This is a genomic window from Cytobacillus sp., assembly GCF_032154635.1.
Classification (GTDB): Bacteria; Bacillota; Bacilli; order Bacillales; family Cytobacillaceae; genus Cytobacillus.
In genome coordinates this window covers 1-15,644 of sequence record NZ_JALDXW010000060.1, presented here as the reverse complement: position 1 = coordinate 15,644, position 15,644 = coordinate 1, and the positions used below count along the sequence as shown (strand labels likewise).

The 15,644-nt window shown below is 38.7% G+C and carries 15 protein-coding genes, 1 tRNA gene, 1 rRNA gene, 1 other RNA gene and 1 other annotated feature; of the genes, 14 read left to right on the top strand and 4 right to left on the bottom strand.

Going from position 1 to position 15,644, the window contains the following annotated elements; translation table 11 throughout:
• Positions 1-75: 75 nt before the first annotated feature.
• Positions 76-192 (top strand): 5S ribosomal RNA (gene rrf, locus RUH74_RS22780).
• Between the two features lie 74 nt (positions 193-266).
• On the opposite strand, the gene RUH74_RS22775 is transcribed toward rrf, so the two are convergent.
• On the bottom strand, positions 267-1,226 hold the full coding sequence (locus RUH74_RS22775) for a YaaC family protein (RefSeq protein ID WP_313804706.1): 960 nt from the start codon (positions 1,224-1,226) through the stop codon (positions 267-269).
• Between the two features lie 115 nt (positions 1,227-1,341).
• On the opposite strand from RUH74_RS22775, the gene guaB reads away from it, so the two are divergent.
• From guaB to RUH74_RS22745, 6 genes are all read left to right on the top strand, one after another.
• Positions 1,342-2,808 (top strand): IMP dehydrogenase, encoded by a 1,467-nt coding sequence (gene guaB / locus RUH74_RS22770; RefSeq protein WP_313804703.1) that lies wholly within the window; start codon positions 1,342-1,344, stop codon positions 2,806-2,808.
• A 302-nt stretch (positions 2,809-3,110) separates the two neighbouring features.
• Positions 3,111-4,490 carry a D-alanyl-D-alanine carboxypeptidase family protein gene (locus RUH74_RS22765; RefSeq protein WP_396230156.1) on the top strand — a complete coding sequence of 460 codons (1,380 nt, stop codon included), beginning with the start codon at positions 3,111-3,113 and terminating at the stop codon, positions 4,488-4,490.
• A 161-nt stretch (positions 4,491-4,651) separates the two neighbouring features.
• Positions 4,652-5,533 (top strand): pyridoxal 5'-phosphate synthase lyase subunit PdxS, encoded by an 882-nt coding sequence (gene pdxS, locus RUH74_RS22760; protein ID WP_313804701.1) that lies wholly within the window; start codon positions 4,652-4,654, stop codon positions 5,531-5,533.
• A 14-nt stretch (positions 5,534-5,547) separates the two neighbouring features.
• Positions 5,548-6,126, top strand: a complete 579-nt coding sequence (gene pdxT / locus RUH74_RS22755) for a pyridoxal 5'-phosphate synthase glutaminase subunit PdxT (protein ID WP_313804699.1) — start codon at positions 5,548-5,550, stop codon at positions 6,124-6,126.
• Between the two features lie 69 nt (positions 6,127-6,195).
• Positions 6,196-6,413, top strand: a binding site (T-box leader).
• A 98-nt stretch (positions 6,414-6,511) separates the two neighbouring features.
• Positions 6,512-7,792, top strand: coding sequence for a serine--tRNA ligase (serS, locus tag RUH74_RS22750; RefSeq protein ID WP_313804696.1), 1,281 nt, complete (start codon positions 6,512-6,514; stop codon positions 7,790-7,792).
• 96 nt (positions 7,793-7,888) lie between these two features.
• Positions 7,889-7,981, top strand: a tRNA-Ser gene (locus RUH74_RS22745).
• Between the two features lie 101 nt (positions 7,982-8,082).
• Here RUH74_RS22745 and RUH74_RS22740 read toward each other — a convergent pair.
• The 3 genes from RUH74_RS22740 to RUH74_RS22730 form a co-directional block, all read right to left on the bottom strand.
• Positions 8,083-8,751: a deoxynucleoside kinase gene (locus RUH74_RS22740; protein WP_313804694.1), complete on the bottom strand. Its 669-nt coding sequence runs from the start codon at positions 8,749-8,751 to the stop codon at positions 8,083-8,085.
• The gene (locus RUH74_RS22735) at positions 8,748-9,389 is read right to left on the bottom strand and encodes a deoxynucleoside kinase (RefSeq protein WP_313804692.1); all 642 of its coding nucleotides are present in this window, start codon (positions 9,387-9,389) and stop codon (positions 8,748-8,750) included. The genes RUH74_RS22740 and RUH74_RS22735 overlap by 4 nt, the downstream gene beginning before the upstream one ends.
• 199 nt (positions 9,390-9,588) lie before the next feature.
• Positions 9,589-10,875: a glycoside hydrolase family 18 protein gene (locus tag RUH74_RS22730; protein WP_313804691.1), complete on the bottom strand. Its 1,287-nt coding sequence runs from the start codon at positions 10,873-10,875 to the stop codon at positions 9,589-9,591.
• Positions 10,876-11,017: 142 nt separating this feature from the next.
• On the opposite strand from RUH74_RS22730, the gene tadA reads away from it, so the two are divergent.
• From tadA to RUH74_RS22695, 7 genes are all read left to right on the top strand, one after another.
• Positions 11,018-11,548, top strand: a complete 531-nt coding sequence (gene tadA, locus RUH74_RS22725; protein ID WP_313804690.1) for a tRNA adenosine(34) deaminase TadA — start codon at positions 11,018-11,020, stop codon at positions 11,546-11,548.
• 76 nt (positions 11,549-11,624) lie between these two features.
• An RNA gene (gene ffs / locus RUH74_RS22720) (signal recognition particle sRNA large type) lies at positions 11,625-11,889 on the top strand.
• Positions 11,890-12,010: 121 nt separating this feature from the next.
• A complete protein-coding gene (gene dnaX / locus RUH74_RS22715) occupies positions 12,011-13,705 on the top strand; it encodes a DNA polymerase III subunit gamma/tau (RefSeq protein ID WP_313804689.1) in 1,695 nt (564 codons plus the stop codon).
• Between the two features lie 19 nt (positions 13,706-13,724).
• Positions 13,725-14,045 carry a YbaB/EbfC family nucleoid-associated protein gene (locus tag RUH74_RS22710; RefSeq protein WP_057768422.1) on the top strand — a complete coding sequence of 107 codons (321 nt, stop codon included), beginning with the start codon at positions 13,725-13,727 and terminating at the stop codon, positions 14,043-14,045.
• A gap of 176 nt (positions 14,046-14,221) precedes the next feature.
• Entirely contained in the window at positions 14,222-14,818 is a 597-nt protein-coding gene (recR, locus tag RUH74_RS22705) for a recombination mediator RecR (RefSeq protein WP_313804681.1), read from the top strand.
• A 20-nt stretch (positions 14,819-14,838) separates the two neighbouring features.
• Positions 14,839-15,057 (top strand): YaaL family protein, encoded by a 219-nt coding sequence (locus tag RUH74_RS22700; RefSeq protein WP_313804678.1) that lies wholly within the window; start codon positions 14,839-14,841, stop codon positions 15,055-15,057.
• An 86-nt stretch (positions 15,058-15,143) separates the two neighbouring features.
• The gene (locus RUH74_RS22695) at positions 15,144-15,407 is read left to right on the top strand and encodes a pro-sigmaK processing inhibitor BofA family protein (RefSeq protein WP_313804675.1); all 264 of its coding nucleotides are present in this window, start codon (positions 15,144-15,146) and stop codon (positions 15,405-15,407) included.
• The last annotated feature ends 237 nt before the right edge of the window (positions 15,408-15,644 follow it).

The window sequence follows — 15,644 nt, the reverse complement described above, 5'->3', positions numbered from 1 at the left end:
CTGGACAAAATGATTACTCATAATTCTTCTTTAGCATTATCTAGTTTTGAGGGAACAACCCTCATCATAAATAGGTCTAGTGGCGATAGCGAGAAGGTCACACCCGTTCCCATCCCGAACACGGAAGTTAAGCTTCTCAGCGCCGATGGTAGTTAGGGGCTGTCCCCTTGTGAGAGTAGGACGTCGCTAGGCAAATGAAAAGAGCATCCTTATGGGTGCTCTTTTTTGTTATATATAAGTGTTTAGTCTATAATTGTGTAAACTCACTATGCTAGATTTTCTTTCATTAAAAATTGATAAACTAAGAAGGGGCCTTTACTAGAAGTAATGTTAAGAAAGGATTGTATAAACGGATAATCACAATTGGGCATCATTTTTATTGTCTCGCTCCACCATTCAGTTTCATAACGAGCAATCATACTTAAATTGTATAAAAGTAAATAATGAATTAATAATTCAGGGAAGTTGTTTAATATGCCTTTTTTTAATGGATAAACAAGTTGATTATCTTCTAAAGAGAATTTTATAGGAAGAATATCATCAATATGTAGTTGAGAATATTTAAAGTGAATAAAATCTTGATCTGAATGCTCGAATAAAACTTCTAAAGTTGATTTTGATTTCCAATAGTCGATAAAGCGGGATTCAGTCATATGGTATTCATCTAAAATACACTTTGATATAGATAACATATCTTTTTGTTTTTTTAATTGTAAAAAAGTATTCTTCCCTCCAAGTCTAGAAAAGAGTGAACTTAGTTCAGGTATTTGCTTAAGCAATTCTTCCATTGTCGTTTTTTCTCCTTCTAACTGTTTCATGTGAAACATTTTTTCTGCCATATATGGAAATAGTCCACTCTTTTGAAATTTCACTTCATCCTGAAAAAATTGGTATTGCTGTTTCTTTTTTTTTCTTGTGGAAACACCGTGTGCCAAAACAGATGTTGTTTCAGGGTAGTTCGGATCAATTGTTAATATACATGCTTTAATTAAATGAACGAGTCCATAAAAAAGAAGAATGGGCTGTATAATTAATGGAGCTATTTCTGCTTGTTTGTAATATATTTGTCCATGTTCAAGATAATATATAAAGGGATAGCTTTTTTCGTAACTATTAAGATCAGCCTTTTCAAGATTACGCTGCTGATAACAGCTTTTTAAATAGTCTTGAGTAGAGTTTGCTGAAAAAAATGGAAGAAATGAGTTCCAATTTGTGTATGTAAACATTAAAAATATCCCTCCGTAATTATTAGAAAAATCTAACATATTAAAGTTACCTTGACAGTATTTTATCCAATTGATAACCTACTAATAATATTTTCGAGTCTAGGGGGTAAAAAAGATGTGGGAAAGTAAATTTGTAAAAGAGGGTTTAACATTTGATGATGTATTGCTTGTTCCTTCTAAATCAGAGGTTCTTCCAAGAGATGTGAATTTAAGTGTCCAGTTAACAGATAAAGTAAAGCTTAATATTCCGATTATTAGTGCTGGAATGGATACGGTCACTGAAGCGGAAATGGCAATTGCAATGGCTCGTCAAGGAGGACTAGGAATTATTCATAAAAATATGTCCATTGAACAGCAGGCCGAACAGGTTGATAAAGTTAAACGTTCCGAAAGCGGCGTTATTTCAGACCCATTTTTCCTCACCCCAGAACAACAAGTTTTCGATGCAGAACATTTGATGGGAAAATATCGCATCTCAGGTGTTCCTATTGTTAACAATCGAGAAGAGCAAAAACTTGTTGGTATCTTAACAAATCGTGATCTTCGCTTTATCTCTGATTTCTCAATCATTATTTCAGATGTAATGACAAAAGAAAATCTAGTTACTGCTCCCGTTGGCACAACATTAGCTGAAGCTGAAAAAATTCTTCAAAAGTATAAAATCGAGAAGCTTCCTTTAGTAGATAGTAATGGCATTTTAAAAGGGTTAATTACTATTAAAGATATAGAGAAAGTCATTGAGTTCCCTAATTCTGCAAAAGATCAACATGGGCGTTTATTAGTGGGAGCAGCTGTTGGTGTGACGAAGGATACAATGAAAAGAGTGGAGCAGCTTGTTAAATCACAGGTTGATGTGATTGTACTTGATACTGCTCATGGACACTCAAAAGGTGTCTTAGATACAGTTCGCGAAATCCGCAGCAGCTACCCTGATCTAGCTATTATTGCTGGGAATGTTGCTACGGCTGAAGGAACAAAGGACTTAATTGAAGCAGGAGCAGATATTGTAAAGGTCGGAATTGGCCCTGGTTCGATTTGTACGACACGTGTAGTTGCAGGTGTAGGTGTTCCACAGATTACAGCTGTTTATGATTGTGCAACAGAAGCTAGGAAACATGGAAAAACAATTATTGCTGATGGTGGAATTAAATATTCAGGAGATGTTGTTAAGGCACTTGCTGCAGGCGGACACGCAGTCATGCTAGGAAGCTTATTAGCTGGTGTATCAGAAAGCCCTGGAGAAACGGAAATCTTCCAAGGCCGTCGCTTTAAAGTATATCGAGGCATGGGATCAGTTGCTTCAATGGAAAAAGGTTCAAAAGACCGTTATTTCCAAGAGGATAATAAGAAATTCGTTCCAGAGGGAATTGAAGGCCGCCTGCCTTATAAAGGACCTCTCTCAGATACTATTTATCAACTTGTTGGCGGTTTGCGGTCAGGCATGGGATATTGCGGTACAAAGGATTTAAAGGAATTAAGAGAAAATGCTCAATTTGTAAGAATGACTGGCGCTGGTTTGCGAGAAAGCCACCCACATGATGTACAGATTACAAAGGAAGCACCCAATTATTCAATATCCTAATAGGCAGCAGGGGAGAAAAAGTTCTCCTCTGTTTTTTTTATGGGATAAGAAAGTATATCTTTGGAGTTAGAGAATTGTCTAGCGCCAGCGCCTATCGCCTATCAAACTTCAGGTCTCCTCTCTACGATAAGTCAACATCGGTTTGCTAACACAAACCGTGTTTCCTTTATCTCAGTCGGAGCCCTTCCAGTTTGTACGGCGATGATCGAGGCGCTTACGCTTTTCTAATGGGGAAAGAATAGGTAAATCATCTGCCTATTTTTTATAGGTGAGTTGTGTTAAAATAACAAAAGTGTACTAATATGTTGGAGGGCTTTATATTGAAAATAAAACAATATCGTAAATATGTTGCTAGTTTCCTTGTGTTAATAATGGTATTAGGAATTTTCCCGAATTTAAATAGAGCATATGCAGAGAATGCTTTAAATATAAATGCAGATGGTGCTATTTTAGTAGAGGCAGAGACAGGAAGAGTGCTTTATGCTAAAAATCCCGATCAAGTCCTTGGGGTTGCTAGTATGACAAAAATGATGACAGAATATTTGCTGCTTGAAGCGATTAAAGAAGGACGTGTAAAGTGGGATCAGGAATACGCAGTAGATGAATATGTTTATAAAGTATCTCAAGATTACCCGCGATTATCGAATGTTCCATTACGCAGAGATGGAAAATATAGTATTCGCGAATTGTATCAGGCAATGACGATCTATTCCGCAAATGGGGCAACCATTGCGATTGCTGAAACAATTGCTGGTTCTGAAGAGAACTTCGTTAAAATGATGAATAAAAAAGCAGAAGAGCTAGGTTTGCAGGATTATAAATTTGTAAACTCTACCGGATTAAATAACTCTGATTTAAAAGGTTTTCATCATACAGGAAATCTTGAAGAGGAAAATGTCATGTCTCCTAGAGCGACAGCAAAGCTAGCGTCACGTTTGATTAGTGATTTTCCAGAAGTGCTTGAAACAGCAAGCACACCAAAAATGGAATTTCGTCAAGGTACGGATGACATGATTAAAATGGAAAATTGGAACTGGATGCTTCCAAGCCTTGTGTATGGCTATGAGGGTGTAGATGGTCTGAAGACTGGAACGACTGACTTTGCGGGACTATGTTTCACTGGTACTGCGGAGAGAAACGGTACGCGCTATATTACCGTAATCATGAATGCAAAAGATGAAAATGGGAAGAACACAAATAAAAAGGTTCGTTTTGATGAAACAAGAAAAATGTTTGATTATGCCTTCAGTAATTTTAGTAAAGAGGAATTATTTCCTGAAAATTATCAGGTGAAAGGGAAAAAAACGTTGCCTGTAATTAAAGGAAAAGAGGATAAGGTAAAGATTCAAACAAATGAACCGATTACAATGGTTGTTAAAAATGGAGAAAAAGAAAATTACAAGCCTGAGCTCGTTTTAGATAAAAAGAAGCTAAACGAGAAAGGCGAGTTGACAGCACCAATCAAAAAGGGAGAAAAGATTGGTACATTGACAATAAAAGCAGCAGATGGACAAGCATTAAACTTTTTAACGGAAGATGGACAAAAAAATATTCAAGTCGATGTTGTCGCAGCCGCTGATATTGAAAAAGCAAACTGGTTTGTGCTGATGATGCGCGGAATTGGCAGCTTCTTTGGAAATGTTTGGGGAAGTATTTCTTCAACAGTTAAGGGCTGGTTTTAAAAAAATGAGGGTTTCCTGTCTTGACAGGAAACCCTTTTTGTTGTTTATTTTCATTAGGGAAGGGTAATTATTCCGATTGATTTAATAAAATATTTCTTTCCCAATATATATAATCGAATCACCCATCCATGGCTGATGGTATAAGACAAAGGGGGAGCACAATGAAGACAGGAACAGACCGGGTAAAAAGAGGAATGGCAGAAATGCAAAAGGGCGGCGTCATCATGGATGTCGTTAATGCGGAGCAGGCAAAAATTGCAGAGGACGCGGGTGCAGTTGCGGTAATGGCATTGGAAAGAGTTCCATCAGATATTCGTGCTGCAGGCGGTGTAGCAAGAATGGCTGATCCTCGTATTGTCGAGGAAGTTATGAATGCAGTCACAATTCCAGTTATGGCAAAGGCACGTATTGGTCACATTGTAGAAGCGCGAGTACTTGAAGCTATGGGTGTAGATTACATAGATGAAAGTGAAGTGTTAACTCCTGCAGATGAGGAATACCATTTAAATAAAAAGGAATACACCGTTCCTTTTGTTTGTGGGTGCCGAGATCTAGGTGAAGCTGCACGCCGTATCGGTGAAGGGGCGGCCATGCTTCGAACAAAGGGTGAACCAGGAACGGGAAATATTGTTGAGGCTGTTCGCCATATTCGAAAAGTTAATGCACAAGTTCGAAAGGTTGTTGGGATGAATGAAGATGAACTAATGACAGAGGCTAAACTTTTAGGAGCACCGTATGAGCTTCTTCTTGAAATTAAGAATCTTGGACGCCTTCCTGTTGTTAACTTTGCAGCAGGCGGCGTTGCAACGCCTGCTGATGCTGCCCTTATGATGCAGCTAGGCGCAGATGGCGTCTTTGTTGGATCGGGTATTTTTAAATCGGAAAATCCAGCTAAATTTGCCCGGGCAATTGTTGAAGCAACAACACATTATCAAGACTATAAATTAATTGCAGAGCTTTCAAAAGAGTTAGGTGCACCAATGAAGGGGATTGAAATTTCAACATTAGCTCCAGAGGCTCGTATGCAGGAGCGCGGCTGGTAAGGAGAGAATACTAAATGATTAGAATTGGGGTTCTTGGCCTTCAAGGCGCCGTAAGGGAACATGTAATATCTATTGAGGCATGCGGTGCAGAAGCTGTTGTCATTAAACGTAAAGAACAATTGGATGGAATTGACGGTCTCATTCTTCCTGGTGGAGAAAGCACCACAATGCGTAAATTAATTGATAAATATGACTTTATGGAGAGCCTAAAAGCATTTGCTGATTCAGGCAAGCCAATGTTCGGGACTTGTGCAGGCTTGATTTTATTAGCAAATAATATTACCGGTTATGATGAACCACATATTGGCGTTATGGATGTAAAGGTTGAAAGAAATTCATTTGGACGTCAGAAAGAAAGCTTTGAAGCCAATTTAGATATTGGTGGTGTAGCAGAAGATTTTCAAGCAGTCTTTATCCGCGCTCCGCATATTGTACAAGCTGGAGAGAATGTGGAGATACTAGCTAAGCATAAGGAGCGAATTGTCGCTGCTCGTGAGGGGCATATTCTAGGCTGTTCATTTCATCCAGAGTTAACAGGGGACCACCGTTTGACTGCTTACTTTATTGATATGGTGAAGGAAGCGAAAAAGTAAATATTTGAATAATATGGTTGCAAATCGTTCATAATTGTAGTAAATTATGAATTACTTAAATTCAAATAGTTCAAAGCAATGAGAGGAAATAGTAACAGGATATTCATTCTATAGAGAGCCGGTGGCTGGTGAAAATCGGTGAATGCTGCTTGTGAATCCATCCTCGAGTAAAGTATGGAAAGCCGTTTTAGGTTAGTAATTACTTTCGGTTAAAACCGTTATTATTTTAAGGTGGAAAGCTTCAGCTTTCAACTAGGGTGGCAACGCGGGTAACTCTCGTCCCTTTTTTGGGGACGGGAGTTTTTTGTATTGCTGCAGGATCATTAGAATAGCGTTTAATCGAAAGAGGTAAGCTTATTATTTATTTTAAAAGGAGGAATTTTACATGTTAGACATTAAGTATTTAAGAGCAAATTTTGAAGAAGTAAAAAAGAAGCTAGAGCACCGTGGAGAGGATTTAGGGGATTTAGGGAAGTTTGAAGAACTAGATGGAAGACGCCGTGAATTAATAGTAGAGGCAGAGCAGCTGAAGAGTAAAAGAAATGAAGTTTCACAGCAGGTTGCGGTCTTAAAGCGTGAGAAGCAGGATGCGGATCATTTAATCACACAGATGAGAGATGTTGGAGATGAAATCAAGAAGCTAGATGATGAATTAAGAGAAGTAGAAGAGGTTTTAGAGCATTTAATGCTAAGCATTCCTAATATTCCGCATGAAAGTGTCCCGGTTGGAGAGACTGAAGATGATAATATAGAAGCGTGGAAATGGGGAGAAATTCGTAAATTTGATTTTGAACCAAAGCCACATTGGGATGTTGCTGATGATTTAGGTATTCTTGATTTTGAACGTGCTGGGAAAGTAACCGGGAGCCGCTTTGTTTTCTATAAAGGTCTAGGGGCGAGATTAGAGCGTGCTTTGTTTAACTTCATGCTGGATCTTCATACAGATGAGCATGGATATAAGGAAGTCATGCCGCCATACTTAGTTAATCGTGCAAGTATGACAGGTACAGGGCAGCTTCCAAAATTTGAAGAGGATGCATTTTTGATTGAAAGTGAGGACTATTTCTTAATACCAACTGCAGAAGTACCAGTTACAAATATGCATCGTGATGAAATTCTAAGTGCTGAAGACCTGCCAATTAACTATGCTGCATTTAGTGCCTGCTTCCGTTCTGAAGCTGGATCTGCCGGACGTGATACGAGAGGGCTCATTCGCCAGCATCAATTTAATAAAGTAGAACTTGTGAAATTTGTAAAACCAGAAGATTCTTATGAAGAATTGGAAAAGCTTACAAAGAATGCGGAAAAGGTATTACAGTTATTAGGTCTTCCATATCGTGTAATGAGCATGTGTACAGGCGATCTTGGCTTTACTGCTGCGAAAAAATATGATATCGAGGTTTGGATTCCAAGCTATGGCACATATCGAGAAATTTCTTCTTGCAGTAACTTCGAAGCTTTCCAAGCGAGACGTGCCAATATTCGATTCCGTCGTGAGCCGAAAGGCAAACCTGAGGCTGTCCATACATTGAATGGGTCTGGCCTTGCGATTGGCCGTACGGTTGCCGCTATTTTAGAAAATTATCAACAGGAAGACGGAAGTGTCATTATTCCTGAAGTGTTACGTCCTTATATGGGAAACAGGGATGTTATTAAAGCGCAATAAATTCCCGTTCTGAGCGGGCTCAACCCGCTCAGAAAACATTACAAAAATAATGTTGACTTAGTTTTAATTAAATGATATAGTATTTCTTGTCGATACGGAGGAATACCCAAGTCCGGCTGAAGGGATCGGTCTTGAAAACCGACAGGCGGGTCAAACCGCGCAGGGGTTCGAATCCCCTTTCCTCCTCCATTTAAATTGACATCTAACATGCGCATAAATTGGAGATAAAATCGTTACAAGAGCTGTAACGATTTTTTTTTTATAAAGAAAATAGTCGCCATTGATGGCGACTATTTTTTTAATAATTGTGTTTGCTTTAAAAAGTTTGAGATACGTTCGACAACGGGTTCAACTGATTCTTCATGATTGATTATGTCGTAATCATTAATATTAAGTCTTAGTACAGGGCATGCGTTAAATGTATTAATCCAGTTTTCATAACGCTGATGCATTTCTTCCCAATAGGCGATCGGTGTCTGCTGTTCCATGGGGCGGCCTCTTTCTTGAATGCGAGAAAGAATATCGTCAAGGGAACCTTCAAGGTAGATTAAGAGATCAGGATGTGGGAAATAGGGCGTCATGACCATAGCTTCAAAAAGGCTTGTATATGTTTCATAATCGGTTTTTGACATTGTCCCTTTTTCAAAATGCATTTTAGCAAAGATGCCTGTATCTTCATAAATGGAGCGATCTTGAATAAAGCCGCCTCCATATTCAAAGATCCTTTTTTGTTCTTTAAAGCGCTCAGCAAGGAAGTAAATTTGTAAATGGAAGCTCCAGCGGTCAAAGTCAGCGTAGAATTTATCTAAGTAAGGATTTGTATCGACCTTTTCAAAGGAGGTGCGAAAGTTAAGTGCCTTGGCAAGTGCATTTGTCATGGTTGATTTCCCGACTCCAACTGTTCCAGCAATGGTGATCACGGAGTTTGCAGGGATCTCGTATTTATTTCTTAAATTCATGATTGAATGCTCCTCTTTTTCAATAATGTGGATAGCGTATCAAGTATATAAGATAAGTCATTTTTATTTTTTACAAAATTTAGATGATCGCCATTGAAGCGCAGGACTGGAATGTCCGGGTGCTTTTCTTCAAAGTCATTTATGGCATTCTCATAGTCAATGGATAATTGCTCTAAATACAAAGGGCTAATATTTCTTTCAATCTCTCGTCCTCTAAGCTTAATTCGGGTTAAGAGTGTTTCAAGGCTGGCATGTAAATAAATGACCACATTTGGTTTAGGCATATCATTTGTTAATATTTCATAGATTTTTAAATATTTTTGGTATTCGACTGAATTTAGTGAACGGCCAGCAAATATTAAATTTTTTAATATATGATAATCGGAAACGACAGGTTTATTTTTAGTTAAAAAATGATTGTTTAAATCACCTAGCTGCTTATAGCGGTTACACAGAAAAAACATTTCTGTTTGAAAGCTCCATTCTTCAATATCCTCATAAAATTTCCCTAAAAATGGATTTTCATCGACGATTTCTTTTAATAATGCAAATTGAAATTGTTTGGCTATCTCTTTCGCAAGAGATGTTTTCCCGACACCAATTGGCCCCTCTACAGTAATAAAAGGTGTTCCCCCCATAGATTGCCCTCCTACTTTCTACTTGGTTCTATTCTATTTAATAAAATTGTATCCGTTAGGACGCTAGTTCAATAATGACACAAAAGATATTTTAACACACTATTAGGTGGTAAGGATATGGAATTTCAGAGAGGAGGGCAATGAAAAAACAGCTGTACGAATGGCCAGCTGTTAGTAGGGAAGAATATTGTTATTTTCATTAAGCTCTCTTTACTACATTGAAATTTTCTGTGATTAAGAGCCAGTTTTGCGGAAAGGATAGACCGAGCTTCCAATAGCTCATTCCTCTTAAGTTGAGTTCTTTCACTAAATTAAATTTAGCTTGAATGGACCTAGCATCTTCAAACCAAACTTCATGCTGCTTTCCTTCACTGTCTGTATAGCGGAAAAAGGGTGCTTGGGCTGTATAATCATATTGGATAGCTGCATTGTTGTTTGCTGCAATCTGAATGGCCTGCTGTGGACTGACTGCTCTAGCTATTGATCCTTGTACAAACGGCAATGTCCAATCATAGCCGTATAAGTTTTGACCCATCATAATTTTTGTAGAAGGTATTTCACTTAATGCATACTCAATTACATCTCTTACTGGTCCAATTGGAGAAACAGCCATAGCTGGACCCCCGCTATATCCCCATTCATATGTCATGATAACAACAAAGTCGACAATTTCACCGTGTGCTCTGTAATCATGCGCTTCATACCATTCTCCAGGCTGATCTGCCCTTGTTTTAGGAGCAAGCGCTGTAGAAATTAGCCACCCCTCTTGTTGAAAGCGAGCTTTTGCTTTTCGAAGAAATTGATTATATGCTTCCCGGTCTTCGGGGCGTAGAAACTCGAAGTCAAAATGGATATCCCTAAAGCCGTATTTCTTTGCTGTCGTAACGATGTTATTTAGAAATCGATTTTGTATAGGCAAATCGTTCAGAAGAATTCGCCCAAGTTCATCATTGAATTGATCATTTTCCTGATTTGTAATGACCATCATTAATACATTGTTATTTGCACGAGCTATGGCAGGGAAGTTGTTAAGCAGCGGTTCCTTCAGTGAGCCATCACGGAGCGCTTGGAAGCTGAAGGGGGCTAAATATGTTAAATACGGCGCTGCCTCTCTTGCGCTAGCTTCTAAATTAGGAGCAACCGTTGTTCCTCTCGGCTCAACATAGGCGTTGAATTCCGCTCTTGTTTTTGGACGGGGAGGAATATAAAGCCGAAATCCGATTTGAAGCGGCTGATTTACAGAAATGCCGTTAACAGACGCAAGTTCCTGAAATGAAAGACCGAACTTTCTTGAGATCGAATATAGGCTATCACCAGATTGAACCCAGTAAAATTGACCAATAATTGGTATAACAAGCGTTTGACCAATTACAAGATTGTTTGGATTTGGAAGTTCATTGGCTTCTATAATATCACTAACGCTTGAACCATAGACTTGTGCAATCGCATATAAGGATTGGTTTGGCTGAACAACATGAATTTGCAAGTTATTCCCTCCTAGATGAAACCGAATAGGGCAGTAATTGAATGAATGTTCTAATCAAAAATTAGTCATTACAACATTTTATGAATGAGAGAAAAAAGAAATGATATAATTTATAGAGGAAAAAGCAAAAGGAATGAGATGGATGCTGCAAAATCTAGATAGAGATGAAACATTCATGAAAGAAGCAATTAAGGAAGCTAAAAAAGCGCAAGAATTAATGGAAGTTCCGATCGGATCAGTTATTGTGCTGAATGGAGAAATTATAGCCAGGGCACATAATTTAAGGGAATATAACCAAAGCTCAATTGCTCATGCAGAACTACTGGCTATTGATCAGGCTTGTCAAACACTCGGAACCTGGCGACTGGAAGATGCCATTTTATACGTGACACTAGAACCATGCCCAATGTGTGCTGGAGCTATCATGCTTTCTCGAATAAAAAAGGTAGTCTATGGTGCCAAGGATCCAAAGGGCGGATGCGCAGGGACATTTATGAACTTGCTTCAAGATGAACGGTTTAATCATCAGAGTGAGGTTGTATCTGGAGTATTAGAAAAAGAATGTGGTGACCTTTTATCTACCTTTTTTAAAGGGCTGCGTTTGCGTAAAAAGGAAGAAAAGAAACAACGAAAGTTACAATTGGAGATAGATGAAGGAATTAACAATGGATAAGCATTGATTTTTACAAATGATATTAGTATACTTATATTGTGTCATTCATTGACACCTAAATATGGTTTCAACTTTGCCGTGCTAGGCGGGGAGGTAGCGGTGCCCTGTACTCGCAATCCGCTCTAGCGAGGCTGAATCCCTTCCCGAGGCTGATGTCCTGTAGGGCCTGCCTTAAGTAAGTGGTGTTGACGCCTGGGTCCTGCGCAATGGGAATCCATGAACCATGTCAGGTCCGGAAGGAAGCAGCATTAAGTGGACACTCTCATGTGCCGCAGGGTTGCCTGGGCCGAGCTAACTGCTTAAGTAACGCTTATGGGCGTTAGTCGACGGAAGGTGCACGGCAGTTTAACTATAATAAATGAAACTCATCTCAATTGAGATGAGTTTTTTATTTGTTTCCTTTTAAAAAAGAACAGGGATACGTTATAATGGTGGAAGAGTGCACAGGAAGGGGGCGTGTCGATGAGTTATCAAGCTTTATATCGCGTTTGGCGGCCACAAAGCTTTATAGATGTTGTTGGACAGGAGCATGTAACGAAGACATTGCAAAACGCCCTGCTTCAGCAAAAAATATCGCATGCTTATTTATTTTCTGGCCCAAGAGGAACTGGGAAGACAAGTGCGGCGAAAATTTTAGCAAAAGCCGTAAACTGTGAAAGGGCCCCGGTGAATGAGCCATGCAATGAATGTGCATCATGTAAAGGAATTACCGATGGTTCGATTCCAGATGTGATCGAAATCGATGCAGCGTCAAACAATGGTGTAGAAGAAATAAGAGATATTCGCGATAAGGTGAAGTATGCACCAACCTCAGTGAAATATAAGGTCTACATTATTGATGAAGTACATATGCTTTCCATTGGCGCCTTTAATGCACTATTGAAAACACTTGAAGAGCCTCCAAAGCATGTCATTTTTATTTTGGCAACAACAGAGCCGCATAAGATCCCGCTTACGATTATTTCCAGATGTCAGCGGTTTGACTTTAAACGCATTACGGCGAAAGCGATAGTAGGAAGAATGAAGCTTATTGTTGAGGAGACTGGTATTCAATGTGATGAGCAAGCTCTTCAAATTGTAGCAAGGGCCGCTGATGGTGGAATGCGTGATGCATTAAGCTTACTCGACCAAGCTATCTCTTTTAGTGAGGATCGCGTAACGATTGAAGATGCTTTAACAGTCACAGGTGCTGTATCACAAGGCTTTCTTAATAAATTGGCAAATGCAGTCCTTGAAAGGGATGCGGCAGCTGGTTTGGAATATCTTGAGGAACTCCTTTTTCACGGAAAAGATCCTTCTCGATTTGTAGAGGATTTTATTCTTTATTATCGAGATATGCTGCTTTTTAAGGCTGCCCCAAGATTAGAAGAATCGTTAGAAAGAGTCATGCTTGATGATGATTTTCGAACACTTGCAGAAAAAATAAAACCAGAAGAGCTTTATAAATTAATCGATGTATTAAATAAGGCACAGCAAGACATGCGTTGGACGAATCATCCACGAATTTTTCTTGAAGTTGCAATTGTAAGACTTTGTCAGCTTGAAGGAGGATTACAAGTAACGCCAACTGGTGATCTTCAACCATTACTAAATAGAATAAACCAGCTTGAACAAGAGATAGGCGATCTAAAACGAAATGGGATAGCTGTAAGTGATGAATCACAGCAGGCTGTGCAAAAGAAACCACAAAGAAGCTCCAGAAAAGGATTTCAAGTCCCCGTTGGTAAAATTAATGAAATACTAAAGCAAGCGACAAAAGGAGATTTAAAGGCTATAAAGAGTCAATGGGGCGATATGCTCAATCGGCTAGTTCATAATCAAATGCGATCACAAGCAGCTTTATTAAATGAAGCAGAGCCTGTGGCAGCATCACAAAATGCTTGCATTATTAAATTTAAATATGAGATTCATTGCCAAATGGCGATGGACAATGCTAAGTTTTTAGAAACATTAGCAAATATAATGCATGAATTATTAGGGAAGCGAATGCAAATTGCGGGGATCCCTGATGAACAATGGCAAAAGATTAGGGAAGACTTTCTCCATACTCAGCATGACGGCGAGTCCAATGAGGGAATAAATCAAATGGAGGAAGAGCCGCTGATTGCTGAGGCAAAGAAGTTATTTGGAGAAGGTTTAATAGAAATTAAAGAATAGTTATTGGAGGAAAAAAACGATGCGTGGAATGGGAAATATGCAAAATATGATGAAGCAAATGCAAAAAATGCAAAAAAAGATGGCTGAAGCTCAAGAAAAGCTTGGAGAAGAAAGAATTGAAGGAACAGCTGGCGGCGGAATGGTTACAGTCGTTGTTTCTGGACACAAAGAAGTACTTGAAGTGAATATTAAAGAAGAAGTTGTAGACCCTGAAGATATTGAAATGCTTCAAGATCTTGTTTTGGCAGCTACTAATGATGCATTGAAAAAGGCAGATGAATTAACAAATAATACAATGGGCCAATTCACTAAAGGGATGAATCTCCCGGGAATGTTCTAAGACAGAATTGTCTAGCGCAAGCGTCCTATTGCCTATCAAACTTCAGGTCCGCTTCCTTCGATAAGTCGACATTCAATTGGCTATCACTTATGGTGTCTCCTTTATCGAAAGGCCCGGACCTTCTGCGTTTGTTCGGAGTTGACCAAGGCACTTACGCTTTTCTAGGAGGAATCGATATGCATTATCCTGAACCGATATCAAAGCTGATTGACAGTTTTATGAAATTGCCAGGTATCGGCCCGAAAACGGCCGCACGTCTGGCATTTTTTGTATTAAGTATGAAGGAAGACACTGTACTTGATTTTGCGAAGGCTTTAGTCAATGCAAAAAGGAATTTAACGTACTGCTCGATTTGCAGTCATATCACAGATCAGGATCCTTGCTATATATGTGAGGACCAAAAAAGGGATCGAACGGTTATTTGTGTAGTCCAAGATCCAAAAGACGTGATAGCAATGGAAAAAATGAAAGAATATCATGGGCTGTATCATGTACTTCAAGGAGCTATCTCACCAATGGATGGTATAGGACCTGAAGATATTAATATTCCAAGTCTTTTAAAGAGACTTCAAGATGATACGGTGCAAGAGGTCATCCTTGCAACAAACCCGAATATTGAGGGAGAAGCAACAGCGATGTATATTTCAAGACTTTTAAAGCCATCAGGTATCCGAGCGACTCGTATCGCCCATGGGCTGCCAGTTGGAGGAGATCTAGAATACGCTGATGAGGTGACACTTTCAAAAGCTTTAGAAGGAAGAAGAGAAGTTTAAGAATAATGGAGGCGGAATAGATGTTATTTCGCAAAAAGGGCTGGCTTCGGAAGGAATTTGATGATCAGCTATTAGAAAAGGTAAATGAGTTGAAGAACTCTTGGAATAGTCAGCGGCAGCTGCTAGAAAAAAGTTTTGACCCATCCGCAGACGCAATAACTCAAGCAAAGATAGCTGAGGTAAAATACTTCTTTCTTTTTAAAGAAGTGAGGAAAAGAAAGATCACTCTCAGAAAATAAAAAAAGCATGTCCTTCTTTCTAGGTCTTATTTGTACTTGCATATCATAGTATGAAAGTACAAGTATATTGAGAGGAGGACTTTTTGTTGGAGCCTGTTGTAGTAATCTCCATATTAGGAGGATTAATTCTCTTATTATTATTTATAGGTGCCCCTCTAAAGCCAATAAGATTTATTGGACAGGGCGTTATAAAATTACTTATTGGTGCACTTTTTTTATTTTTTTTAAATGCTTTTGGCAATCAATTTGGCATCCACGTACCTATAAATCTTATTACATCTTCTGTTTCTGGTTTTTTAGGGATTCCCGGTCTATTTGCATTAGTAGCTATTCAAACCTGGGTTATTTAATGGACAGCTAATTTTTAATGAGCTGTCCAATTATTTGTGAAAAAGTCTTGACTGTATAGTTGTTAGGTGATAATATATTAAAAGTCGTCATTGTGAATTGAACAAAATAGCTTTAAAAAGTTATTGACAGTAGAATTAATAAATGATATATTTATTAAGTCGCTTGTCGACGACTAAGGAAGTATTGCTCTTTGAAAACTGAACGAACAAAAAACGTCAACGTTAATTCAAGTTTTA

Excerpts from the sequence above, each read along its gene's own strand:
- RUH74_RS22775 (WP_313804706.1), bottom strand. The coding sequence starts at position 1,226 with ATGTTTACATACACAAATTGGAACTCATTTCTTCCATTTTTTTCAGCA.
- guaB (WP_313804703.1), top strand. The coding sequence starts at position 1,342 with ATGTGGGAAAGTAAATTTGTAAAAGAGGGTTTAACATTTGATGATGTA.
- RUH74_RS22765 (WP_396230156.1), top strand. The coding sequence starts at position 3,111 with ATGTTGGAGGGCTTTATATTGAAAATAAAACAATATCGTAAATATGTT.
- pdxS (WP_313804701.1), top strand. The coding sequence starts at position 4,652 with ATGAAGACAGGAACAGACCGGGTAAAAAGAGGAATGGCAGAAATGCAA.
- pdxT (WP_313804699.1), top strand. The coding sequence starts at position 5,548 with ATGATTAGAATTGGGGTTCTTGGCCTTCAAGGCGCCGTAAGGGAACAT.
- serS (WP_313804696.1), top strand. The coding sequence starts at position 6,512 with ATGTTAGACATTAAGTATTTAAGAGCAAATTTTGAAGAAGTAAAAAAG.
- RUH74_RS22740 (WP_313804694.1), bottom strand. The coding sequence starts at position 8,751 with ATGAATTTAAGAAATAAATACGAGATCCCTGCAAACTCCGTGATCACC.
- RUH74_RS22735 (WP_313804692.1), bottom strand. The coding sequence starts at position 9,389 with ATGGGGGGAACACCTTTTATTACTGTAGAGGGGCCAATTGGTGTCGGG.
- tadA (WP_313804690.1), top strand. The coding sequence starts at position 11,018 with ATGCTGCAAAATCTAGATAGAGATGAAACATTCATGAAAGAAGCAATT.
- dnaX (WP_313804689.1), top strand. The coding sequence starts at position 12,011 with ATGAGTTATCAAGCTTTATATCGCGTTTGGCGGCCACAAAGCTTTATA.
- RUH74_RS22710 (WP_057768422.1), top strand. The coding sequence starts at position 13,725 with ATGCGTGGAATGGGAAATATGCAAAATATGATGAAGCAAATGCAAAAA.
- recR (WP_313804681.1), top strand. The coding sequence starts at position 14,222 with ATGCATTATCCTGAACCGATATCAAAGCTGATTGACAGTTTTATGAAA.
- RUH74_RS22700 (WP_313804678.1), top strand. The coding sequence starts at position 14,839 with ATGTTATTTCGCAAAAAGGGCTGGCTTCGGAAGGAATTTGATGATCAG.